This is a genomic window from Kitasatospora sp. NPDC051164 (assembly GCF_044455625.1).
Classification (GTDB): domain Bacteria; phylum Actinomycetota; class Actinomycetes; order Streptomycetales; family Streptomycetaceae; genus Kitasatospora.
Map to the genome: position 1 here is coordinate 1 of NZ_JBITFB010000032.1, position 22341 is coordinate 22341.

18 protein-coding genes and 1 pseudogene are annotated in these 22341 nt (G+C 70.3%); 8 read left to right on the forward strand and 11 right to left on the reverse strand.

Annotated elements, in window-relative coordinates; genetic code table 11:
* Positions 1 to 564: 564 nt before the first annotated feature.
* From ACIBEC_RS36710 to ACIBEC_RS36720, 3 genes are all read right to left on the reverse strand, one after another.
* Complete coding sequence (locus ACIBEC_RS36710; RefSeq protein WP_360502304.1) at positions 565 to 1509, reverse strand: hypothetical protein; 945 nt, start codon at positions 1507 to 1509, stop codon at positions 565 to 567.
* Positions 1510 to 1848: 339 nt separating this feature from the next.
* Positions 1849 to 3201, reverse strand: coding sequence for a hypothetical protein (locus ACIBEC_RS36715; protein WP_360502306.1), 1353 nt, complete (start codon positions 3199 to 3201; stop codon positions 1849 to 1851).
* A gap of 10 nt (positions 3202 to 3211) precedes the next feature.
* A complete protein-coding gene (locus ACIBEC_RS36720) occupies positions 3212 to 3895 on the reverse strand; it encodes a hypothetical protein (protein WP_360502309.1) in 684 nt (227 codons plus the stop codon).
* A 133-nt stretch (positions 3896 to 4028) separates the two neighbouring features.
* Here ACIBEC_RS36720 and ACIBEC_RS36725 point away from each other — a divergent pair, with 133 nt between their 5' ends.
* Positions 4029 to 4868, forward strand: coding sequence for a glycosyltransferase family 2 protein (locus ACIBEC_RS36725; RefSeq protein WP_396289932.1), 840 nt, complete (start codon positions 4029 to 4031; stop codon positions 4866 to 4868).
* On the opposite strand, the gene ACIBEC_RS36730 is transcribed toward ACIBEC_RS36725, so the two are convergent.
* The 3 genes from ACIBEC_RS36730 to ACIBEC_RS36740 all read right to left on the reverse strand — a co-directional run bounded on the left by ACIBEC_RS36730 (position 4865) and on the right by ACIBEC_RS36740 (position 6510).
* Entirely contained in the window at positions 4865 to 5899 is a 1035-nt protein-coding gene (locus tag ACIBEC_RS36730) for an NAD-dependent epimerase/dehydratase family protein (protein WP_360502315.1), read from the reverse strand. The genes ACIBEC_RS36725 and ACIBEC_RS36730 overlap by 4 nt on opposite strands.
* Positions 5900 to 5924: 25 nt before the next feature.
* Positions 5925 to 6128, reverse strand: a complete 204-nt coding sequence (locus ACIBEC_RS36735) for a hypothetical protein (RefSeq protein WP_360502318.1) — start codon at positions 6126 to 6128, stop codon at positions 5925 to 5927.
* A 145-nt stretch (positions 6129 to 6273) separates the two neighbouring features.
* Positions 6274 to 6510, reverse strand: a complete 237-nt coding sequence (locus tag ACIBEC_RS36740; protein ID WP_360502321.1) for a hypothetical protein — start codon at positions 6508 to 6510, stop codon at positions 6274 to 6276.
* Positions 6511 to 6731: 221 nt separating this feature from the next.
* On the opposite strand from ACIBEC_RS36740, the gene ACIBEC_RS36745 reads away from it, so the two are divergent.
* Both ACIBEC_RS36745 and ACIBEC_RS36750 read left to right on the forward strand, forming a co-directional pair.
* Positions 6732 to 8114 (forward strand): Tat pathway signal protein, encoded by a 1383-nt coding sequence (locus ACIBEC_RS36745; protein WP_360502324.1) that lies wholly within the window; start codon positions 6732 to 6734, stop codon positions 8112 to 8114.
* Positions 8115 to 8127: 13 nt separating this feature from the next.
* Positions 8128 to 8619: a TrmO family methyltransferase gene (locus ACIBEC_RS36750; protein WP_360502327.1), complete on the forward strand. Its 492-nt coding sequence runs from the start codon at positions 8128 to 8130 to the stop codon at positions 8617 to 8619.
* 147 nt (positions 8620 to 8766) lie between these two features.
* On the opposite strand, the gene ACIBEC_RS36755 is transcribed toward ACIBEC_RS36750, so the two are convergent.
* From ACIBEC_RS36755 to ACIBEC_RS36770, 4 genes are all read right to left on the reverse strand, one after another.
* A complete protein-coding gene (locus tag ACIBEC_RS36755; protein WP_360502330.1) occupies positions 8767 to 10521 on the reverse strand; it encodes a relaxase/mobilization nuclease domain-containing protein in 1755 nt (584 codons plus the stop codon).
* A complete protein-coding gene (mobC, locus tag ACIBEC_RS36760) occupies positions 10518 to 11186 on the reverse strand; it encodes a plasmid mobilization relaxosome protein MobC (protein WP_360502333.1) in 669 nt (222 codons plus the stop codon). The genes ACIBEC_RS36755 and mobC overlap by 4 nt, the downstream gene beginning before the upstream one ends.
* A gap of 389 nt (positions 11187 to 11575) precedes the next feature.
* Positions 11576 to 12547, reverse strand: a complete 972-nt coding sequence (locus ACIBEC_RS36765; RefSeq protein ID WP_360502335.1) for a DUF2637 domain-containing protein — start codon at positions 12545 to 12547, stop codon at positions 11576 to 11578.
* Positions 12548 to 12790: 243 nt separating this feature from the next.
* Entirely contained in the window at positions 12791 to 14341 is a 1551-nt protein-coding gene (locus ACIBEC_RS36770; protein ID WP_360502338.1) for a DnaB-like helicase N-terminal domain-containing protein, read from the reverse strand.
* Positions 14342 to 15445: 1104 nt separating this feature from the next.
* Between ACIBEC_RS36770 and ACIBEC_RS36775 the strand changes: the two genes are divergently transcribed.
* On the forward strand, positions 15446 to 16252 hold the full coding sequence (locus ACIBEC_RS36775) for an SAVMC3_10250 family protein (RefSeq protein WP_360502341.1): 807 nt from the start codon (positions 15446 to 15448) through the stop codon (positions 16250 to 16252).
* A gap of 66 nt (positions 16253 to 16318) precedes the next feature.
* Here the strand turns inward: ACIBEC_RS36775 and ACIBEC_RS36780 are convergent, their stop codons facing one another.
* Positions 16319 to 17758 (reverse strand): recombinase family protein, encoded by a 1440-nt coding sequence (locus ACIBEC_RS36780; RefSeq protein ID WP_360502343.1) that lies wholly within the window; start codon positions 17756 to 17758, stop codon positions 16319 to 16321.
* A 23-nt stretch (positions 17759 to 17781) separates the two neighbouring features.
* Between ACIBEC_RS36780 and ACIBEC_RS36785 the strand changes: the two are divergent.
* From ACIBEC_RS36785 to ACIBEC_RS36800, 4 genes and pseudogenes are all read left to right on the forward strand, one after another.
* Positions 17782 to 18213 (forward strand): annotated as a pseudogene (locus ACIBEC_RS36785) (aminotransferase class I/II-fold pyridoxal phosphate-dependent enzyme); the annotation flags it as partial.
* 501 nt (positions 18214 to 18714) lie between these two features.
* Positions 18715 to 19245, forward strand: coding sequence for a DUF2617 family protein (locus tag ACIBEC_RS36790; protein WP_360502346.1), 531 nt, complete (start codon positions 18715 to 18717; stop codon positions 19243 to 19245).
* A 307-nt stretch (positions 19246 to 19552) separates the two neighbouring features.
* Positions 19553 to 21067: a polyamine aminopropyltransferase gene (locus ACIBEC_RS36795; protein WP_396289933.1), complete on the forward strand. Its 1515-nt coding sequence runs from the start codon at positions 19553 to 19555 to the stop codon at positions 21065 to 21067.
* 196 nt (positions 21068 to 21263) lie between these two features.
* On the forward strand, positions 21264 to 22322 hold the full coding sequence (locus tag ACIBEC_RS36800) for a hypothetical protein (protein WP_360502351.1): 1059 nt from the start codon (positions 21264 to 21266) through the stop codon (positions 22320 to 22322).
* Positions 22323 to 22341: the final 19 nt, after the last annotated feature.

Genomic DNA, 22341 nt, shown 5'->3' on the forward strand with positions numbered 1-22341 from the left:
CGGTCTGACAGCAGAGCTCGAACGGCTCCGGCGAACGGAGTGCTCACCCGCTGGCGGCTACGGACCGTAGTCTCCCTCACGGCCCGTCGGGTCCCATTAGGCGAGCGGACAGCTCCGCCAGGCGGTTGGGCCTTGTGTAAGCGATCGCCGAGAGTCTTCGAGTCACCTCGGACAGTCTCGGAGCGAACGCGTACGTAGCAGCAGTCCCAATCGGCACACCGGGCCCGTCCTGCGACTGGTCCGCTCGCCCTTCAGGCCCTGACTTTCCAAATCCGTTTGCCGAACTGACCGTTGCGGAGCCACCCCCCGACACCGTCCAGTCACCCCCCGAAGCCGGATGATCACAGAAGATCTCGCGGGGACGACCGTACCAAGCAGCAGCGGGCTGTACCGGCTGAACGAGAAAACAGTCTGTGCTCGCGCTACTGCAGCAATGACTGGGCGACGGAGCGGTGGGGCCAGGTCTCGCCGGTCGGGGCAGCCCTGCCTGAGACGATCTACGGCGCGATTTCAGCCCGGGGTGGGGCGCACCCCACAGGTGCCTGACGTTTCGTCGGATTGAAGCTATCCGGTGACGGTCAGGCTGCCAAGACTGAGCGCTTCCTTGGCAGCGCGCAGGGCGACTCTGGCGCGGGCTGCACCGCTGCGGGTGGCCGCCTCGCCGCCGCCGACCCCGACAGTTCGCACTCCAAGGCCTGCGCAGGGGCCGCAGATGCCGGGCTGGGGCACCGGGTCGTGACACTTGACGCATTCGGCGTACCGGGCCGCTGTGGGCCGCACAGCGGTCTGCATGGGCGGCATCTTGCGCTCCAGGCGGTAGCGGAGCACCCCGACCACCGAGTACATCGGGGCGGGCAGGCCTGGCAGCAGGGCCTGCGAGAGGTCGGCTTGGGTCGCGCCGCGCTCCAGCCACTGCGCGATGAGGGGCGCGAGTTCCTCGGCTTCGGCCTGGCCGACCCGCAGGCGCGGCTCGGGGCGGATCACCCGGAACAACGTGGCGACCGCCTCGCGGACCTGCTCGTCTGGCAGCGCCACGGGCTGCTCGTCGAGGTCTTCCGCCCGCCCTCCCGTCCTCACCGGTGGCTCGTCGGCGAGGACCGGCTCGCCGGCCTGCTGGGTGGGGAGGGAGGTTTCTTTCGCCGGGTTCTTTACAAGGGCGTCAGCACCGCCGGTGGTCGCTTCACCGGAGACCGGACGGGTGACACCCGGAAACGCAAGCTGCGGGGTGTCGTAGACGTGGGTCTCGGTGATGATCGTGCCGTCCGGCATGCGGATCTTCTCGACCTGATAGAAGCCAGCCTCGGTCAGCTCCTTCAGGGCCTTGCGGATCGCACCACGCCCCTGAGGGCTGGTGTCGGCCATGTGCCGGCCGTCCTCTCGCCAGCCGTCCGGGCGGGAGAGGAGGTCCGCGAGCAGGCCACGGGCGGTGTAGGACAGCCGCCGGTACTGCAGGACGCAGTTGGGCAGCACGGTGAAGTTACGTACGTGTTCGGTACGATGGACTCGCATCGGGAGTTCGCGCTCCTGGTGCCGGACCCCGGGATGTTCGCGCATCGCCGGGGTCGCCTATTTTCGATTGGACCACGGAACGTACCACAACGACCAGGCACACAAGGCGCGTTCACGCCAGCGGCCTCGATCACATTCAAGGCGCGTCGTTGGTGGAGCCGTGTGCGGTGGCCAGTGCGGGTCCTCGGGGGCTGGCGTCGGCCGACTCGAACTTTCCGCCGACGATCACCCAGTACGGGTCGATGCCGGGGCGAATGCGCTCGATCCCGAGTCACCGGCAGCGTGGTCACTGAGGTCATCTACGCAGCTCAGAGATAGTGCTGGAGGTGCTGGTGGTCACTACTGGGCGGGCCCTGCTGCCGACGAGGCGTGCGTCTGGTGTCCTGCGGCCTTCCCCGTCTCGTCTCTCCGCATGGCGGTCATGGACAGCTCGGCGAGGCGGGGTAGGAAGGCGACGTCGAGTTGTTCGATCGGGTGCAGCAGGCCGCGCTCGCAGGTCTCCGCGGTCCAGACTGTGCAACTGGATCGCGAATAGGCCGTGTTGATGCCGATCTCGCCCTTCGGGATGGTGCCGTTGAACGGTGTCGGGATGCCTTCGGCGTTCCAGTAGTTCCATGCCTCAAGGGCCTTGGCCTGCTCGAACGCAAGGTAGAGCAGCGGGTAGCGGTCGATGATCCGCATCTCGCGGAAAACGAGTTGCCCCAGCAGTTGCGGCGCAGTCGCGGCGACGGTGTCGAAGTCGGCTTCTCGGAAGGTGAAGGAGGCCGCGTCCCGGCCGGGCGCGAGTGCCACGCTAGCGAACAAGTGCGACAGGCGCCTCCTGGCGAAACGGGCTACCCCGGCAGTCAGGCCCGGCTCGATCTGTCCGACGAGCTGGAGGAGGCGTTCGTGTCCTGGGTTGAAGCGGGCCAGGTCGAAGAGCTGGTCCATGCCCTGGACCGCGGAGAATGCCAGCCTCTTGTAGAGGCGGTTGTTCATCTCGCCGAGTTGGGCGTACGCCATGGTCTCGGGGGTCGCGGAGTTGAGCATGAGGTATTCGGACAGCACCTCGAAGTAGAGGTAGCCCAGGAATGGGAAAGCCGGCACGGTGGCGGCGAGCTGGTCGATGAACTCGGCGTCTGGCGTCGGCTTCCCAGCGGCGTTGGCGAGGAGGGTGTCGAGGAAGGGTGCCGCTGTACGGAGCCGCTTCATCACCACCCGGCGGAGCTGGGCGTCCTCGGGCCCGGTGAGGAAGCTGCGGTGGGTGAGGTAGGTGCGCAAGTGGATGGCGCCCAAGCGGAGGTAATCGATGCCCTTGGGTGGGACGGGGGCGTCGGGGGTGATCTCGAAGATCAGGGTGCGGGTGTGCTTCTTGGTCTCCAGGAGGTAGGAGCCGAGGTTGTGGGGGCGCAGGCCGGCGGGCTCGGGGGTGAGGGGCGCACAGTAGAGGGCCGCGACGAGGCAACCGGTGGAGGCGTAGAGGTGGCCGCTGGCGCGGATCGCGTCCAGGGCCACGGTGGTGTGCATCAGGTGGATGGGGCGTCCGGAGGCCAGCGTCTTGGTCATGGCGTTGCCGCTCAGGAGCCAGCCGTTGGGCGTCTCGCGTTCGAGGTGGTGGCGCCAGTCGGCTTCGGTCTCGGCGAGTCCGGACGGACCAGGTCGGATGGCACCGGTGGTGTGGTCGGTGTGGGCGTTGTCCCACTCATGGTGCATGGATGACCTCCTATTGCCGAGGGTTGAGGATCTGGCTGGCGTGGATGAGTGCCCCACGGTTCGTGGCGCCGTCGAGCCGGGCCTGTTCGCTTCGGACGACCAGGTCGAAGGCGACGCGGTGGAGCCAATCCGGGATGGCGATGCGCAGGTGGGAGGGGTCGGGCCACCAGCGGATGAGGGGAAGCCGGTAGCGGTCCAGGCAGTCGGCCGCCTTCAGCAGGTCGACCAGGTGGGGTGCGCTCCGGTAAGCGAGGTTCTGCTGCGGGGTGAAGCCCGCGTACGGAAGGTCGTGGAGGCCGATCGCTGTGGCTGCCCGTTCGGCCAGGTCCGGCAGCAGTTGGCGGCCGAGCATGGTGGACGTCACCGTGTGCTGGTTGCGGGTGAACCAGGCTGCTGCCCGCTGGCCGTGCCCCGGGTCATCGCGGTCGTCCTGCCGCCGGCAGTCGTGGACCGCTGCGGCAGCGCACAGAGCAGCGGTGTGATCGCGGTCGAGCCCGTACTCCTGGGCGAGCAGACCGGCGAGCAGGGAGACGCGGGCGTTGTGCCGGATGCCGTGGATGGAGTCGACGAGCTGGGCCTCCGCGAACCAGGTGACGTCCGGTACCAGCATGAGCGGCGGATGTGGCAGGGTGGGCGGCGCGGCTGAGGCTTCGAGCCGGTTCCTGGCGATCCAGGCGAGTGTGTCCTGGTCCATGACCTGATGAGCGGGAAGGCTCCGGTTCTCGGCGAGTTCTCGGAGCGACGCGGAACCCGGTTTCGGCGTTCGTGAGGTCATCTCTGGTTCCTCGAAGGGAAGAGGTTCGGTGGACGTCAAGCTGGGCGTGGCGATGCTGACCATGGGCACGCGGCCGAAGGAACTGGCCGAGCTGCTGGCCTCGGTGGAGATGCAGACGGTCAAGGCCGCGAAGATCGTGGTGGTCGGCAACGGGTGCGCGCTGCCAGAACTGCCGTCGTGGGTGGAGAGCGTGGAGCTGGCGGACAACCTCGGGGTGACCGGCGGCCGGAACGTTGCCCTGGAGCACCTGCGGGACGTGGACGTCGTGATCGACCTGGACGATGACGGCCTGCTGGTCGCGGACGACGTCCTGGCACGGATCACCGCCCTGTACGAGGCGGAGCCCCGGCTGGGCATTGTGAGCTTCCGGATTGCGGACGAGACCGGCCTCACCCAGCGGCGCCACGTTCCCCGGCTTCGGGCTGGTGACCCGATGCACGGTGGTGAGGTGACCAGCTTCCTCGGCGGCGGCCACGCGCTGTCGTCGAAGATGCTGGAGCAGGTCGGCGACTGGCCGGACTGCTTCTTCTTCGCGCACGAGGAGACCGACATGGCGTGGCGGGCGCTGGATGCCGGCTGGCGGGTGCTGTACGTCCCTGAGCTGTTGCTGCAGCACCCGCGGACCAGCCCGACCCGGCACTCGTTCTTCTACCGGGTGAACGCCCGCAACCGGGTCTACCTTGCCCGTCGGCACCTCCCGGCCCTGCTGGTGCCGGTCTACCTCGGTGTGTGGGTGGCGCTCACTGTCGCCCGCACCCGGGACATGGCCGGGCTGAAGGCGTGGTTCGCGGGCTTCGCCGAGGGCTGGCGCACACCGTGCGGCCGTCGCAAGCCGATGCGCTGGCGCACGGTGTGGACCATGACCCGCCTGGGTCGCCCGCCGATCATCTAGGCTGCCACCGCCTGTTGCATCCAGTCCGGGATGGCGTCAGGGGTGGCCCTGAGCCAGGCCACGTAGCGGGCGACGCCCTCCTCGACGGTGATGCTCGGCCTCCAGCCCAGCGTGTCCTCCATCCGCTGGACGGAGGCGTACCCGCCCTCGGGGTCACCGGGCGGCATGGGCGTCTCGACTAGCCGGATGTCCGGATGGTGGCTGCGGACCAGCTCGGCAACCTGCCGGATCGAAGTGCCGGTTCCGGTACCGATGTTGACGGTCGCGTTGTGTGCGCGGGGCGCGACCAGCGCGTACAGGGTGCCGGTGGCGATGTCGTCCACGTGGACCAGATCGCGGATCTGGTGGCCGCCGCCATTGAGGTGCAACGGAAGCCCGAGAGCGGCCCGCATGGCGAACCAGGCGACCACCCACGAGTGGCTGTTCTCCTTGACGACCTGCGGCTCGCCGTAGACGGAGAAGTACCGCACTACGGCGTACGAGGTGCCGCCCCCGAGCACGGCGGCGGTCTGGTACTCGCCCCAGACCTTGCTGTTCCCGTACACCGAGACCGGGGAGACAGCCGCGCCTTCGGTGAACTGCGCGGGCACGTGATCGTGCACAGGTTCCGGCGAGGTGCCATTGCCGTAGACGCTGGCGGAGGAGACGAACACCATCCTCTGCACCTGGTCCGAGGCGGCCACGGCGTCGAGCACGCGCTGGGTGCCGATGATGTTGGTGTCGATGGCGTCCAGCGGGCGGCGCGTGCAGGCGGCGACGTCGGCCAGGGCGGCAGCGTGGATCACGTAGTCGCTGCCGGAGATCGCCTCGCTCATCAGCTCCGGGTCGGCGATGTCACCGACGATGAAGTCCGGCTCGGTGGTGTTGATGCCGAACCGGTCGCGGTAGACCTCGGGCGGGTAGGCGTCGAGCCTGCACACCGAGATGGGGCGGGCGCCGAGCCGGCGGAGCTGGGAGGTGATGCGGCTGCCGATGAGGCCGCCCGCTCCGGTGACCAGCACGGTCTTTCCTGAAAGCTGTTCGAGGGACAAGGGAGCTCCTTTGCTCGGTGGTTGATCAGCCCTCGCGGTGCTGCGGGCACCGGCAGATGGGCCAGGACGCGGATGGGTGGTAGGCCGCCGGGTCGGGCTCCGAGTCGACGATGACGACTCCGGAGTCGTCGTAACGGGTGCCGTCGGCCGCGACCCTGAAGGTCCGGATGTACAGGCCCTGGCGCCGTTCGGCGGGGAGCTTGAAGTCCGGGGAGTTCTCGTTTCTCACGCCGCCGACTCCCGGTACTGCTTGCGGCGACGTCGTCCAAGGGCGAGCTGACGCAAGACCTGGGCACGCCTTCGGGCGCGTTCCCGGTCCGGAACGATGACCGCAGTCCGGTCGCCGGCCGCCTGGATGCAGAGGTCCACGGTGTTCACGTCGTGCCCCCGGACCTGATGCTCCTGGTCACGTCGCAGGGCCACAGGCTCCCGCACCGTACGCACTGGCCCTTCTCGCTGCGGTGCTCGTCCAGCAGCATCCGGTTGTTGGTGGCCATGGCGCTCTCGGCCGTCGAGCTCGTAGACCGGCGCGAGGCCGACGAGTTGGGATCCACCAGCGTGGAGGGGCCGTTGAGGCTCCACGGGTGCGGTGTACGGTCGGCAGTCGTCATCAGCCTCTCCGGGTTCGCGAACTGGCGCGACTGCCCGTCGGCGTCGAGGGACGCAACGACGGAGCTGCCGCAGACGGCCGCGCCGCGGGCTCCCTGCCGGTGTCGGCTGCACCCTGCGGAGCGGCATGTCAGTTAGCGAACCGCCCAACCGTTACCAGGAGTACGGTGTTGGACACGCAATGCGGTTTAAGCGGTTTAACGGCCAGTCAGGTAGGTGGGCGTTGGCGTCGGCGAGGGAACCGAACGAGAAGCTGCGGGCGGTCATCGACGAGACGAAGCTCTCGGGTGATGCGATCGCGCGCCTGGTCAAGCGAGTTGCGGCCGAGCACGACGAGTTCCCGGAGACCAACAAGTCGAGCATCACGCACTGGAAGAACGGGGGTCAGCCGTCCGGGAACGTCGGGCTGTTCCTGGCCGAGGCGTTGGGCCGTGCGCTGGGCGGCCGGGTCGTGACCCTGGAAGAGATCGGCCTGATCGCCCCCTTACCTCAAGTTCCCGACTGGGACGCCGATACGCTGAGCGCGCTGGCCGAACTCGGGAGAACCGACGTGGACGTGGAACGCAGGCGGGCGCTGGGGGTGGCGGTCTACTCGGTGGCCGCCCTCTCGCTACCCGGCGAGGACTGGTGGAGCCGCATGTCCGAGCGGGGCAGCGCGCGCAGCTCGGCCGCAACGCGACGGGTCGGCCCCGGAGACCTCGCCGCCGTCCGGGACATGACCACTCTGTTCTCCCAGGTGGACCAACGGCGTGGCGGTGCTCACGCCTGGACGTCCGTGGTGCAGTACCTGACCACCGACGTCACCGCCTACCTGTGCGGCAAGTTCACCGACGAGCGCGTTCGCCGTGACCTCTTCTCCTCGGCCAGCGAACTCGCCTACCTGGCAGGCTGGATGGCGTTCGACAGCGGTCGACACGCGACCGCTCAGCGGTACTTCACCGAGGCCGTGAAACTGGCGGCCGAGGCCGACGACGCACCCATGGCCGGCCATGTGCTGCGGGCGATGGCGCACCAGGCGATCGACCTCGGGCACCACCAGCAAGCGCTGGATATCGCAGCCGCGTCCATCGACGGCGACCGGTACGAGCTCGCCTCCCCACGTGAGCGTGCCCTCCTGGGCGTCGTCCACGCCCGGAGCCTGGCCGCTGCCGGGCGCAAGAACTCCGCCGCCAAGGCGTTGCTGCGGGCCGAGGACGATCTGTCCGCCGCCAGCGATGGCATCGAGGAGCCGGACCGGGTGTTCTTCTTCGGCGAGGCCAGCCTGGCTCACGAGACCGCGTGTGCCCTGCGCGACATAGGAGACCTCGACGGCTCCGTCCGCGAGTTCCACCACAGCGTCCGCACCCGCAAGACGGCGAAGTTCACCCGCACCCACGCGGTGACGCTGGGATATCTCGGCTCTGTGTACGCGCAGATGAACAACATCGACCGGGCTTGTGCCACTTGGTCGCAGGCACTCGATGCCATGGACGGCGTACGGTCCGGCCGCACCCGGCAGGCCGCTGCCGACATGCGCACCCTGCTGTCCCCTTACCGACGGCGCGGCGCTTCGTCGGTAAGCGAGATCGACGCGCGCGCCGCCGCGTACCTGTCCGAAACAGCCTGATGAGGAGCCACTGATGGCAGACCGTGAGACGTTCGAGGTCGAGGCACTCGGCCATGTGGTCGGCGGCCGGATCGAACCCACTGACGACTTCTGGGGTGGCACCCGGGCGATCATCCGGCTCGACGGGTCCCTCTTCACGCCCGACGCGACCAAGGGCCTGGAGGACTTCTCGCACCTGGAGGTCGCCTTCCGCTTCCACCTCACCGACCCGACCGATCTGAACCTCGGAGCCCGCCGGCCCCGGGACAACCCGGACTGGCCGGAGGTCGGCATCTTCGGGCACCGCAACATGCGGCGCCTGAACTGGCTCGGGGTCTCGCGCTGCCGCCTGATCAAGGTAGACGGCCTGGACCTCCACGTCGAAGACCTCGACGCCGTGGACGGCACCCCGGTCCTGGATGTGAAGCCGTGGTTCGCCGAAATGGGGCCGCGCGGCGAGCAGCGCCAGGCCGACTGGACCACCATCATGCTCCACGACTACTTCGCGCCAGCAGTCGGCGACTGACAGGGGCGAGTTCACGAAAGCTGCAGGCCGCCACCGAGCAGTGGCGGCCTGCAGCTTTGGGCCGGTCAGCCCCAGGTAGCGTCGGCGAGCAGTGGTGGGGCATTAGGTCGGTGCCCGACGTGAGGTCGGCCGGTGTCCGGGGCGGGCTCAGCGGGTTCGGCGCTGAGGTGCGGTGGCCGGCGCGGTCGGCGGGGTTACCGGGCTGGCCGGGACGGTGGGAGCGGGCCGCTGGCCGGGGGAGATCGCGGTGGCTGCGCGTATGCGCGCGGCTTCGGCGGTGGGGTTGGGGGCGGGGTTGCGGCTGGTGTGCTGAATGCGGCCGAGAAGGACCTTGGCGGGCAGGCGGGCGGTGGTGAGTTCGCGCCTGGCGGCGGCTTCGGCGATCAGCTCCATCGGCTGGTGGCCGAGGGCCTTGGCGTCGGCGAGGACGGTGGCGAGAGCGGGCCAGTTGGGGTCGGCGAGGATCCGCTTCGCGTGGTCGGGGATGGCGGAGCGAACGTCGCCGGCGAGGGTGTTGGTGATCTCCCTGGTCGGCTGGCGGTGGGTGAGTGCGGCAAGGTGGTCGATGGCGGCGTGGTCGTAAGCGGCCTGCAAGTGCTGGACGGCCTGCTGGGCGGCCTGGGCCTGCTGGGCGTGGCCTCGGGCCTGGTGCCAGCGACTGGTGAGGATCGCGGCCCACACGAGGGCTGCGAGCGTCACGGTGAGTGCGTTTCCGTCTGGCCCGTCGCCCGCGTGGATGATGTCGCGGGCTGCTCGGCGAAGGTCGGCGGCGGCCTGGTGGTCGGCGCGGATCCTTGAGCGCTGGGCTCGGGCGAACGCGCGGGTGGCGGATCGTAGTTCGGCCCGGAGTTCGGCGGGGGCGGTCTGCGCGGTGGCGTTGATGATGTCGCCCAGTGCGGTGATCTGCGCCTGCGCCAGCGCACCGTTCCCATCCCCACCGGTTCCGCTGGCGGTGTCCTCGGTGAGGTGCTGGTGGAGGGTGTCGAGGGCGTCGGTGGTGCGCTGCCAGCTGATGGTGGGCCGGTTGCGCCGGGCGGTGGGGTGCTCCTCTGGGGTGCCGGCCGTGAGGCGGGCCTGAAGCTTGGGCAGGGAGAGGTCGGGGGCGATCTTGCCGCCGGGGATGTAGATCTGCTCGCCGGCCTTGTTCACGTCGCCGGGACGGCCGACTGAGTAGCCCTGGAGGTCGCCGGAGGGCAGGCGGCGGATCTTGACCTCGACGCCGTCCGCCTGGAGGTAGGCGAGGAGTTCCTCGACGTTTGCGGCGTGGGGGATGGCGTCGCGGATACGTTCCTGCAGCCAGACGCGGCTGGCCTGCTGCCAGCCGAGGCGGTCGGCCTTGTGCATCTCGGCCTGGGTGGGATGGCGCTCGCCGGTGCGGTCACCGGCGGGGACTTGGTAGAGGCCGAGTTCCTTCTCGATCTGACGGGCTTCGGCCTGGGCGTGCTTGCCGCAGTTGTGGAGTTTGGGGCGGCGGCCGTCCTCGCGGACGGTGGTGGCGAGTATGTGGATGTGGTCGTCCGCGTGGCGGACGGCGATCCAGCGGCAGCCGTGCGGGTCGCGGTCGGGAGCGATGCCGGCGGCGTGGACGATGCGGCGGGCGATCTCGCCCCACTCGGCGTCCGAGAGGTAGCGGTCGGTCTTGGCGGCACGGACGGGGCAGTGCCATACGTGGTCGGTGACCTTCCGCCCGAAGCCGCTGTTGCGCAAGTTGACCGGCTCGTCGAGGATCCGGGCGAGCTGGGTGAGGGTCGCGCTTGGGTCGCGGCCGGGGTCGGCCAGGCCGAGCGGGCTGAAGGAAGCGACGATGTGCGGGTCGATGTGCTCATCGTGGCGGCCGGGCCCGTACAGGTAGGCAAGTAGGCCGCGGGTGTTGTGGCCGAGGTCCTTGACGGAGGGGATCACGCGGGTTCGCCTCCTTCGGGGCTGGTGGTGGGAAGGAGCAGGGCACGGGCGATGTCGCGGAGCAGGTTCTCCACGCGGATCAGGCGCTCACGGCTGTCAGGTACGAGGCGGTCGTCGCGGTGGAGCACGTGGACCATCTGGTTGATGTTGTTGCCGATGGCGTTGATCTCCAGGCGGACCTCGGCCCGGAACTCCTGAAGGGCGAGGCGGTCGGTGTGCAGGGGCAGGTCGACGGTGAACTCGCCCCGGATGAACGCCAGGGAGATGTCCCCGAGGTATCCGGAGATGGTGTCCCCGTAGCCGTGGTGGTCGGAGGCATCGAGCAGCTCTGCGTACTCGGGTTCGGTGAAGCCGACCGGACCGACTCGTTCCGTGCGGCGCTTCCCGTTGAACTTCCGGATCTTCCCCTTCGGCATCGGCTGGGCGCCTTCGGGAGCGTTCAGTTTCGGGACGTCGAGGGCGGCGGTGTTCACGTGCAGGAACGCGTCGCGGGCGGCGCACACGCTCTCGTCATCGACGGCGGCGGGCGTCGCGGTGCTCGGCTGGTCGGCGTGGACGCGGGCGAGGATGTCGAGCTGCAGTGCGTTGAGCTTGTCCGGGTCCAGGCCGCCCTCGGCCTGGACCTCCTGGCTTGGCGCGCCCTCGCGCCGGGCTTCCTCCGCCACGCCTGGGGCGGAGGACCCCAGACCCGCGCGAAGTGTCGGAGACTGGGTACAACTGGCTCCGCCAGGAGCCGAGTTACCGAACGCCCGGAGCAGACGGCTGAACAGCCTACCGGCCTTCGCACCCTGCTCGGGGACAGTGACGCCGGCATCGAGGGGGTGCTGCGGATCGGGCACGGGGTCCTCCGGATTTTCTGTCGGGACAGGCCGATGGGCGGTGGGGTGTCGCGGGTGATGGTCCAGGCGAATGCCGGTTTGGCAGTGCCGAATTTGCGGTGTAGCAGGCGGCGGTCCGGGGCTTCGCGGCAGGGGAACGGGCACGGCGCTGGGCGGATGCGGCGGGTCGGGCATCTCGCCTCGCCGGGTCGGCGAGGTGCCCGGAAGGACGCGGATCAGTCGGCGGCGGTCGGCTGGTGGGGCTCGTCGTCGGGGCGGAGCATCTTCATGACCTCGGTGAGCCGCTGGTCGGAGATCGTGAGGCCCCGTTCCCGTATGGCATCGCGGACCACGGATCGGCTCAGCTTCCGGGCGTCGGTCCACGCCTGGAGGCCGATGGCGGCCAGTTCGTCCAGGGAAGCGCCCGGCGGACGGCCTGCGGGCTTGGCGGTTGGGGGCTGAGCCGTATTTCCGCTCGGCCTCTGGCCTGCGGGTTCGTCGGGGACGGTGTCCTCGGTCCGGGCGTGCCCGCGGCTGCCCGGAACTGTCCACGGAAGATCTTCGGCCGCTGCGGACCGGCTGCGGGCCGCGGGCCGTTCCGGCGTCGTCTGCCCGACTCCGCTCTCGCGCGGCTCGCTTGTCGGTAGCTGAGCGGGGACGCTGCCGTGTTCTGCGGGCCTCAGACCGCCCGCAGTTTCGCTCACCGCCCGGACGGTTTCTTCGACCGGGGACGGGTCGCCGGTCCGGGCGGCGGTGGGGTGGGTGTGGCGGGCGGTGATAATGCCCAGGTGGACGGACCCGGCGAGGGCGAGCGGGGCAACGGCGGACAGGACGCCGACCGACACATCGCTTAGGTACAGCTGACCGGTGACCGCGAGGGTCTGTTGGTTGAGGCGGACGGCGTGCAGGACATTGGCCCAGATGCTGGCGGTGGTGGAGGCGCCGAAGAGCAGCCACACGTAGGCGCGGGCCGTCAGTGGCGCGATGCGCAAGATCAGCAGCGCGCGGACGCTGTAGGCGATGAACCCGTCGATGATCAGAGGGAAGAGGTAGGTGAGCGGGCCTCGGACATGGATCGCGATGGCCGTCTGGCGCAGGGCGTCGTAGGAGAGAGCGAAGCCGACGAGGGCGAGCAGGCCGATCGCGGCAAAATCCCAGCCGGTCACGCGGCTTGAGGTCTGGGCGGTGCGGTCCAGGGTGGCGGGCATGGGGTGGTGTTCGTCCCTTTGGCTGTCGGGGTGTTGGGTGCCTGGCCTGCTGAACGCGCACGCGTTCCCCCTCTTAAGGAGGGGGAACGCGCGTGCGACTGGGGCCGCGTGAACGGCATGCAGGGGCGCGTGCGCTGCGGGCTCGCGGTTTTCGGTGGTTGGCGTGCGCGGTGTGGGCGGCGCGTGGTGGCCAGCACGGCGGGTGGCGCGTGATCGGCTGCGTGATCGCGACTGGTGGGCCGGTCAGGAGACGGCGGCGATGTGGCGGACGGTGGAGCGGTAGCGGGTCTGCTGGCCGCCCCCGGCTCCGCCCGTGGCGCCGTCCTGCCGGGTGGCCTTGCCGGTCTTGACCAGGTTCTCCAGGCGCCTGCGGGCCTTCTCGATGTCGGAGCGGTCGGGGTCGGCCTCGCCGGTCAGCCGGCAGGCCAGCTCACGGGCGGTCATGCCCTGTGGGGCGGCGGCGAGGATGGCGGCCGGGTCGAGGGCCGCCTCGACGGTGGAGGTGCCCCGGGTGTGGTCGTGGACCACCGACAGCGGGCCGACGTCGCCGGTGACGGTCTTGAGCTGGTGCAGCTTGACGATCGGATCCCCGGCCGCGCCGGCGAGGAACAGCACGCTGCCGGCTCCGGCGGTGAACCACGCCGACCCGTACACCCGGTCCAGCACTGGCCGCTCACCGCGCTTGGCGTCGCCGCCGGACTTGCGCTGGTGGTGAAGTTCCAGCAGCTGGGTACCGGAGCGAAGCAGCCGCTGACGGGCGTTGTTGTAGGCGAGGCCAGCCTCGTCGTCGGTGAGTTTGCCGACGACGTCCTTGAGGCTGTCGATGACCACGGTGTCCGCCCGGTGGGCCTCGGCCATCTCGGCCAGCAGGTTGGGCTCCCGGTCGAGGCCGGCGGGCAGCGGGCCGGTCCAGAAGACCAGCCGCTCGGCGAGGTGGCGCCGGTCTGCGGGCAGGACGCGGCGGGCGAAGGCGCGGGCGATCTGCGGCGGGCGGTCCATCGCCAAGTACAGGACGCGCTCGCCCTCGGCGACCGGCATGTCCAGCACGGCAGAGAGCAGGCCGAGGCGGGCCAGGACGATCTGGTGGGCGATCGTGGTCTTGCCGACCCCCGGCGGGCCGACCAGCATCAGGGACTCGCCATCGGCCCAGGCGGTCTGCTCGCGGCTGCCCCAGATCGGGGCGACCTGGTCGCCGAGGTCCTGGACGAAGGACCAGCCGTCCACCGCGAACCGGGTCAGCCGCTGCCCGCCCGCACCGAAGCCCCGGTCGGCCGCCGAGGTCAGCTCGGCGTCGAGTGCGGCCCGGATCCGCTCCGGGTCGGCGCCCTCGGCGTCGGTCTGCTGGAGCAGACGGACGGCGGTGGCCTGCCAGCGCCGCAGTTCGGCCTTCTCCCGCACGATCTGCGCGTGGTAGTCCGCGCCGGAGACGGGGACGGCGGCGGTGAACAGGCGGTGAAGGTAGGACGGGCCGCCGACGCGGCTGAGGTTGCCGCCCTTGGCGAGCTGAGCGCCCACGGCGGTCGGGTCGGTCGGGGCGCCCTCGTCGCGCAGCGCGAGCAGCGCGCGCCAGACATCGCCGTGCGCGGGCCGGTAGAAGTCGCCCGGCTCCAGGATCGGGCGGATCACGTCGATCGCCTCGGCCTGGAACATGCCGGTGCCCAGCACCATCGCCTCGGCGTCCAGGTCGTGCGGCGGCACCGGCAGCCCGCCCAGCCCACCGAGGGCCAGCGAGGTGGGCTCGTCATCCTGGAAGGGGGGTGCGGTCCGGGAGCTGGGAAACGTACGCTGGGACACGGAACTCCTTGCGCGGTGCCGTACGGCTGGCAGGCCGAAGGCACCCGTGTTGATCGTTATTTGTGGGCGGTCGTCAGGGAGTCGTCTCGGCCCTTGGTGCTCCAACACCAGGGGCCGACCCTTTCCCGGGGCCCGCGCCGTGCGCGGGCCCCGGGTGAGCGCGGTCAGGCCGCGAGAGCCACGGCGCTGGCCGTAGCGGTCCCCATCAGGTCGGCCAGGCGGGCCGCGCTGCGGGGGCTGATTGTCGTCCGGAAACCGGAGCAGACCCTCTCCAGCGCTCGTGCGCGCTCATCGGCCGGGCCGTCGATGCGCGGCCGGGTGCTGGTGGAGCCGTCGGCTCGGTGGGGCGCGATCACCTTCCCGTGAGCGTCGGGAGGGTGGGCGGCCTGAGGGCGTACGGGCAGGGTCAACTGAGCCTCCTCACGGACGGGGTGCGGGGCTGGGCAGGCCCTCAACGTGCACCGGGCCGCGCGGGTTGTGGGCGGTCGTCTGGTGGTGTCCCTGGCCGTGGTGCTCCAACACCACGGCCAGGAGGCTGCCGCACTCCGAGCGCTGGCAGGCGGTCGTCGCGGCTCGGGCGGGGTTACGGCATGTTGGGGTTCCTCGTATCTGGGCAGGCTGGGGCGTCCGGCGAAGGCGCGCTGCCTTCGCCGTGCACAGATGACCACGGGTTGGCCGGTTTGGCGCTGCCGGAATCCGGTGATAGTGACCGGCCATAAGGCGAGGGACCCGATCTGCCTGCCCGGTCGCGAGCAGAACGGCCTCTCGTCATCAGTTCCTCTTCCCTGTCTCGTTCTGTCCCGGATGACGCTTGGTCGGCAGCGGAATGCAGCCCGCAGACTGCACATCAGCATCGCGATGAAGCGGCCGTTTCCAAGCGGCCGACCTTCGCGGCAATGGGCCCTCCTGCCGTTCTGATCGGTGCTCTGGCGGGCTGGTCTAGCGCGCTGGCCCCAGCACCCGAGGCTGCTGGCGCTCGCCGTGGCCGGATTCATCAAGGCTGTGTGTGGCACATGAGAGCCGTCGTCCAACGCTGAATCGGCCTCGCGCCTGGCGCTGCCGTCCTAGCATCAGCCGTGAGGGTCGGCGCACCAGGAGGGCGTTGTGGCAGATCTCGTCTACCTGTCCGAGAGGAAGATCCGCGATGAGCTTGATCGTCTAGGTAAAGCTCCACGTCAGCGTTCAACCGGGCTTGAGTTAGCGGCCGTTCCCAAGCTCACAATCGCTGAGGCACCCCTGACGCCCGGGGCCGATGACTTGCCGCAGAGGTTCCAACGGGCCTTGGCCTACGTAGAAAAGGAAGCAAGAGCGTTCACGGATCCGGCGATTGAGTTGGCAGAGTGGATCACCTTCGACCTACCCATGGGATACGCACTGGGCGGCCGGGATGGGCGAACCCCACCTGTTCAAGACGTCGCCCTCTTCGCCGGCGCCGTTCCTGGAATTGCTGTAGGCCAGGAGCGACCCATCAAGCTCTTGCTCTCCGGCGACGCCAGGCATCTGCTGATGGGTGGCTGCAAACCGCTCAGCCCAGATGATCCCGTCGGTGTGGGTTGGATGGGCTCTGGGACAACCTGGCTGTACCACCTCGTTCAGACGATCGAAGACTTCACCGACCGTGGCATCGATGAACTGCCTTCCTTCCTACGAGATCCTGCTATTCACCTCCGTCGAGGAAACGACCCCGAACAAGTAGCGCAATGGGTGTATCGCTATGTGGCTCGCAGCCATCCAGCCGGGCAGGAGGAACGGCTGCGGGGATACGCACGGGTTCTCCTCAAGACAGAGCGTGACTGGCCAGAGCGCCTCGTTCTGGCCACTCCTCTATACATCGAACATTCCAGGCCTAGGCCCGCACGCTGGTTGATCCCTCTGCGTCGGTCCCGACGATTCAGGCACCAGACAGCATGAGTTGGGTGACAGCTGCCCGTGCCACCCGCCTCCCAGAGCGCGGGTACGACGGCACTCGATAGCAGTTCAGAGCGGGTTCTGATCGATCCGGATCCGGTCCCAGTCCATGTATCGGCCGTACTTCGAGGGCTCGTCGATCACCACGCCGGAGAAGAGGAACCGTAGCACCGCGTTCCGCCGCTCGTCCGTCATCTCCTTGGCGAACCACGCTTGCCGAGCCCCGGCCCCGGTCAGGCCGTCCAGCAGGACCATCGGCCGTACGACGACCCTGCGTTGGGCTTTCGCGATGCGGGCCTGGATCTCCTTGCGCATCTTGCGGAACTCCGCGGTGCTGATCTCCTTGGCCGTCCACATCTCGTTCAGCTCGGCGAGCTGCTGCTGGTCTGCATCGACCGCCTCGGCGGCATCGCCCGACATGTTGCTGGCCGCAAGACGGCCGTCAACCCTGAGCTTCCCGAGCAGCTCGATCGCGGCATCCCTCACGAAGTCCTCCAGCGACTCCGCCCTGATCGAACGAACGCACTTCTGATCGCCGTTCCGGTTCCGCCGGTTGCACTGGTAGGCCGGACCGTTCTGCTTCGCGGTACCGGACATCAAGGTGCCGCACCGCGAGCACATCACGAGGCCGCGCAGGAGGTAGAACCGCTGCGGAGGCTTGCTCCTGCTCTCCTGGTATGCCGCCGCCCGGTACTCACGCCGGGCTCGGACCTCCTCCCAGGTACCCGGCTCGATGATGGCCGGCCAGGCACCCCGGCCCACCTCCTCCCCTTGGTGCATGCGGATGCCGGCGACATGCCGTGAGTCGAGCAGCGCGCGCACGGTCCCGGCGTTCCACGCCTTGCCGTTGGCCGTCTGGATCCCGCGCTGGTGCAGGTCTCGCGCGATCGGGGAGGGCCCCTCGCCCTTGAGGTATCGGTCGAACACCTCTCGGACGGTCTCCGCCTCCTCCTTCACGATCGTCATGCCGCCCGGCTCGTAGCCGAACCGGCGGACGCCGCCCTGCGGCTTCCCTTCCTGGGCACGGTCCTTCATGGCCGACTTCAACCGGCGGGAGGTGTCGTCGGACGAGCGGCAGGCGTGGGCCACCTCGATTCGCAGGATGAACCGGTCATCCGGGTCGGAGAGGTCACGCCGGTTCGCCTCACCATGGAGGGTGATCGCGTGGTCGTCCGAGACCTGGAGCAGTTCCTCCAGGTCTCGCGGCTGCCGCATCAGCCGGTCCGGGTGGTAGGCGATGATGTGCCGGAAGTTCCGGTTCCGGGCCTCCTCCAGCAGCTTGTCCCAGCCCGGCCTCTTCCTCTTCCGCTTCCAGGCCGACCGGCTGTTGTCCACGTACACGTGCTCAGGGTTGATGACGAAACCACGCCGCTCGGCGATCTCGCGGCAGATTCGCTCCTGGCGGTCCACGCCAGTCTGGTCGTCGTCGTCCGCCTGGGATATTCGGCAGTAGATCGCCGCCGGTTCTCCGGCGGCGGAGGTTCGCAGGTCAGAACTGGTTCGTCGCATGCGAATGAGTGTACGAACACGGAGTGGCCTGGGTCACCGCGAGCCCGGCCCTGGTCGCGGCCGTGCGCACCGCCAAGCAGTACCTCACCTACGTGAGCGCCGGCCCCTTCCAGTACGCCGTCGCCGAGGCGCTGCGGCTGCCCGACAGCTACTTCGACACCCTCCGCGCCGACCTGCGGCGCAAGCGGGACCTGCTGGTCGACGGCCTGGCGGCGGCCGGCTTCCGGGCCTTCACCCCCGAGGGCACGTACTTCGTCACCACCGACATCACCCCACTCGGAGGGAAGGACGGCGTCGAGTTCTGCCGCGCCCTGCCCGAGCGCTGCGGGGTCGTCGCCATCCCGAACGCCGTGTTCTACGACAACGTCGACGCCGGCCGTAGCCTGGTCCGCTTCACTTTCTGCAAAAAGGACGATGTCCTCCAGGAGGCCGTGACCCGTCTGCAGCGCCTCTGAGGGCCCGCGCGCCCCATTTCGCGCCCTTCGAACAGGAGCGGTCCCGCCCCGACAAAAGTTCTGAGGCACCATCAACTTGCTTGGTCGGCTTGCCCGTTTACTGCCAACGAGGCACATCCGACGGCCTTTCCGGCACACCTCCGCCGCCCTCTCCGTCGCGTGCAGGGAGGGCGGCGGCGCGTGATGCGCGCGGGCGGCGCACACCCGGCGCGCACGGCGCGCGACCCGGTGGGAGGGGCGCGCGCTGTGCAAACTCGCACACCGGGTCGATCAGAGCCGGGAAGCAGGTGTGCTCGAAACGGTGAATGCTTGACAAAGTTGGGTAAATCACCGGCGGACCCGGCGTATTCGTGCTTCTCTGCTGCTGAATCTCCAGCCGGAATCCTTCCTTCCACGGTCGGCCGCGCCCAGGGCCGCACAGCCACGAACAGCCTCGCGATCGCCTAGGCCTACTCGCTGCTGCTCGGCGGGCGCGCACGGAGCTGAAACGCGGAGCCGAGCATGCTCACCACACTGCAGACCTCCTACACGGACACCCGCGCCGGTGACCTCGCCTGGTGCCTCGGCGGCGACCCGCTGCCCGCTCTCGCGGTCCGCGACCTGAGACTCTCCGGAGGCGGCCGTCCGGGCACGACCGGCACCCTCCAGCTGCGGCTGCTGGGCGCCTCGCACCAAGTGGTGATCGACGCCGCTCCCGGCCGGTGCCTGGAGACCGTCGCCTGCCTGCCCGGCCGCCGCACCCCGCTGCCGGCCCGGGTGGCCAAACAGGTCGGCGGCTGGGAGTACGAGTTCGCCGCCCGGATCGAGGCGCTGCCGCCGCACGACTTCGCCGCCCGCGCCCAGGAACTGCTCACCCTCGTCGAAGGCCACCCGCGGGGCCTCGCCGGGGTCTTCCCGGGCGACCCCAGCGCCTTCACCGCACTGGTCACCCAGGGCGGCACGGACCGCCTGCTCTGGCGGACCTGGCACGCCTACCCGCAGGAGGGGCAGCTGGTGTGCACCCGCTCCTCGCTCGTGGTGTCGGGGCCATGACCACCGAAGGCCAGGACGGAAGCACCGATCCGGACATACGCCGCAAAGTGAAGGCCTCAGAATCGTACGCAGGAACGATTCGTCAATCCGACGTCGCTCACTGTCCGTCGGATGGGCGCAGCTATCCGTCCCGCACGTCCCCTAGCGTTTGTTCGTGATCAACCATCCGGCCGGTCCGCCCGCACGCCCGCGAGTGGACCTCGACGACGGCACCCCACCCCGCCCCGGGCACGGCCTCGCCCCACTGCCCGCCCGCCGTCGGTCCCGGCTGCGCTGCCGCCCCCGGCTCGCCCGCCTGACCGTCCTGATGGCCGCGTTCGTCTGCGCGGCCTGCGGACTGGTCTACGAGCTCGAACTCGTCGCGCTCGGCGACTACCTGCTCGGGGACACCGTCACCCAGACCTCCGTCGTGCTCTCCGTCATGGTGTTCGCGATGGGCCTCGGCTCCCTGCTCGCCAAACGGCTCACCCGCCGACCCGCCACCGCCTTCGCCCTCGTCGAGTGCGCGCTCGCCCTCACCGGCGGACTCTCCGTCCTCACCCTCTACTCCTGCTGGGCCTGGCTCGGCCGCTACCAAGCCGCGATGATCGGCCTCACCTGCCTCATCGGCACCCTGATCGGCGCCGAGATCCCCCTGCTGATGACCCTCATCCAACGGATCCGGCGCGAGGACGCGGGCCGCGCCGCAGCCGACCTGTTCGCCGCCGACTACGTGGGCGCGCTGATCGGCGGACTCGCCTTCCCGTTCCTGATCCTGCCCGCGCTCGGCCCCGGCGACGGCGCACTTGTCACCGGCGCCGTCAACGCCGTCGCCGGCGCCGCCGTCGTGCTCTGGCTCTTCCGGGAAGAACCGGCCCCGCCGATACGACGGCTCCTCTGGGGCGGCTGCCTGCTCGTCCTCGCCGTGCTCGCCGCGGCCGCCGCCGGCTCCGAGAGCATCGAACGCGCCGCCCGGCACGCCCTCTACGGCGACCAGGTCCGCTACGCCACCCGCAGCCGGCACCAGGAAATCGTGCTCACCGGCCCCGCCGAGGGCCCCCTCCGGCTCTACCTCGACGGACGACTCGCGGTCTGCGGCCCCGACGAGTACCGGGCCAGCGAGGGCCTGGTCCACCCCGCCATGGCCGCCGGCCCCGACACCCGCGTCCTGCTGCTCGGCGGCGGCGACGGGCTCGCCCTCCGGGAGGTCCTGCGACACCGGGGCGTCCGCTCCGTCCGGCTGGTCGACGCCGACCCAGCCCTCCCCCGGCTCGCCCGCACCGACCCCGCCCTCGCCGCCCTCGGCGGCCACTCCCTGGACGACCCCCGGGTCCGCACCACCGCCGCCGACCCGATGGCCTGGCTGCGCGGAGCGGGCACGGACGCGGGCACGGACGCGGACGCCTCCGGCGGCGACGGACCGTACGACGTGGTGCTCGCCGACCTGCCCGCACCGGCCGACGGCGGGCCGGTCAAGTTCCACTCCCAGGAGTTCTACGGCCTCGCCGCCCGGCTGCTCTCCCCCGGCGGCCGGATCGCCGTCCGGGCCGGAAGCGACCTGGACGGCCTCTGGCAGATCGACTCCGGTCTGCGCACGGCCGGGCTGCAGACCACCCCGTACGCCGTGCCCGGCAGCCCCACCGCCACCTGCCGCCCCGGCCCACCGGACACCACCCAGAACTACCTCCTCGCCGCCGCCACCCGCCCCCCGCTCACCCTCGCCCCCGACGCCCCACCGCCCCTCGCCCTCACCCCCGACACCCTCCACGCCTCCACCACCCGCCTCACCACCCTCCGCCCCGCCCACCCCCCGGCCGCCCTCACCCTCCTCAGCCCCCGCTGACCGGCGGTCGCAGGCGCCCTCAGGAGCAGTCGGGCCTCCGGGGGAGCAAGCGCGATCGGAACGACGGCGGGCCGGGCGGGTCGCGAGGCGCCGGGCGGGGGTGTGGGGGGTCGGTCGGGGTGGGGCGGGTGAGGTGGGGAAAGTCGGGTGGTGGTGGGTAGGGACCGGGCGGGTTCGGGTCGGTAGGCTCCGTGGCATGGAGCATGAGGTTGTCGTCCCGATGTCCGCCGAGCTGGTGCGGCAGGCCTTGCAGGATCCGGCACTGCTGGCGCGGAGTGTGCCGGGGCTGAGCACCGAGCCGGCTGCGGTCGGGGGCGGGCCGGCCGAGGAGATCAGCGGGCGGCTGAAGCTGCGGATCGGCAGCTCCACGATCACGTACAAGGGTGTGCTGTCGCTGATCGGGGGCCGGGAGGGCGTGCTGACCGTGCTCGCCGAGGGCCAGGAGGCCCGGGGCAGTGGTGAGGCGACGGCCACCGTACGGGTCAGCGTCGCGGACGGCGCCGAGGACGGCACCGCCGTGATCCGCTTCACCGGCGATCTGAGCGCCACCGGTCGGCTGACCGAGTTCGACGGGGAGTCCCTCGACGCCACCGGCCGCCGACTGCTGGACAGGTTCGCCGCCGCCCTGGTGGCCCCGGAGGGCGACCAGGAGGGCGACCAGGAGCAGGACCAGGACCAGGAGGACGCCGAGGCCGGGACCGCCGGAGTGGTCTTCATCGAGGACCGCCTGGACCAGCCCGGTGGCGACCTCGACGACGACCTCTCCGACCTGATCGCCTTCTCCGACGCCGACGCCGAGCGCTTCGGTCTCCCCACCGGCTCCGCCGACGACGAGGACACCGAGGACGCCCAGGCCGCCCAGGACGGGCAGAACGAGGACGGGGACGACAGCGGCGCCGAGGTGGCGGACGACGTCGAGGAGGGCCCCGCCGAGCAGGACGCCGTCGCCGAGGAGATCCCCGTCGAGCCACTCTTCGCGTACGAGGAGGAGCCGGTGCTCACCGGCCCGGTGCGCCGCAGCATCGTCGGCCGGTCCGCCGAGGAGGTGGATCACGCCCCGCCGCGCGGTCCGTACGCCCCGGCGCTGCCGTCCCGCAGCGCGCGGGCCCGGGCGGCGTCCCGCTGGGGCGGCGAGGCGGGCGGGATCGTGGTGCCGGGTGCCGGCGGCCGTAGTGCGGTGCCGTGGGTGATCGGCGGTTCGGTGGCGCTGCTGGGTGGTGCCGTGGTGCTGGTGAGGGCGCTGCGCCGCCGCTAGTCGGCCGGAGCGCCGCGGG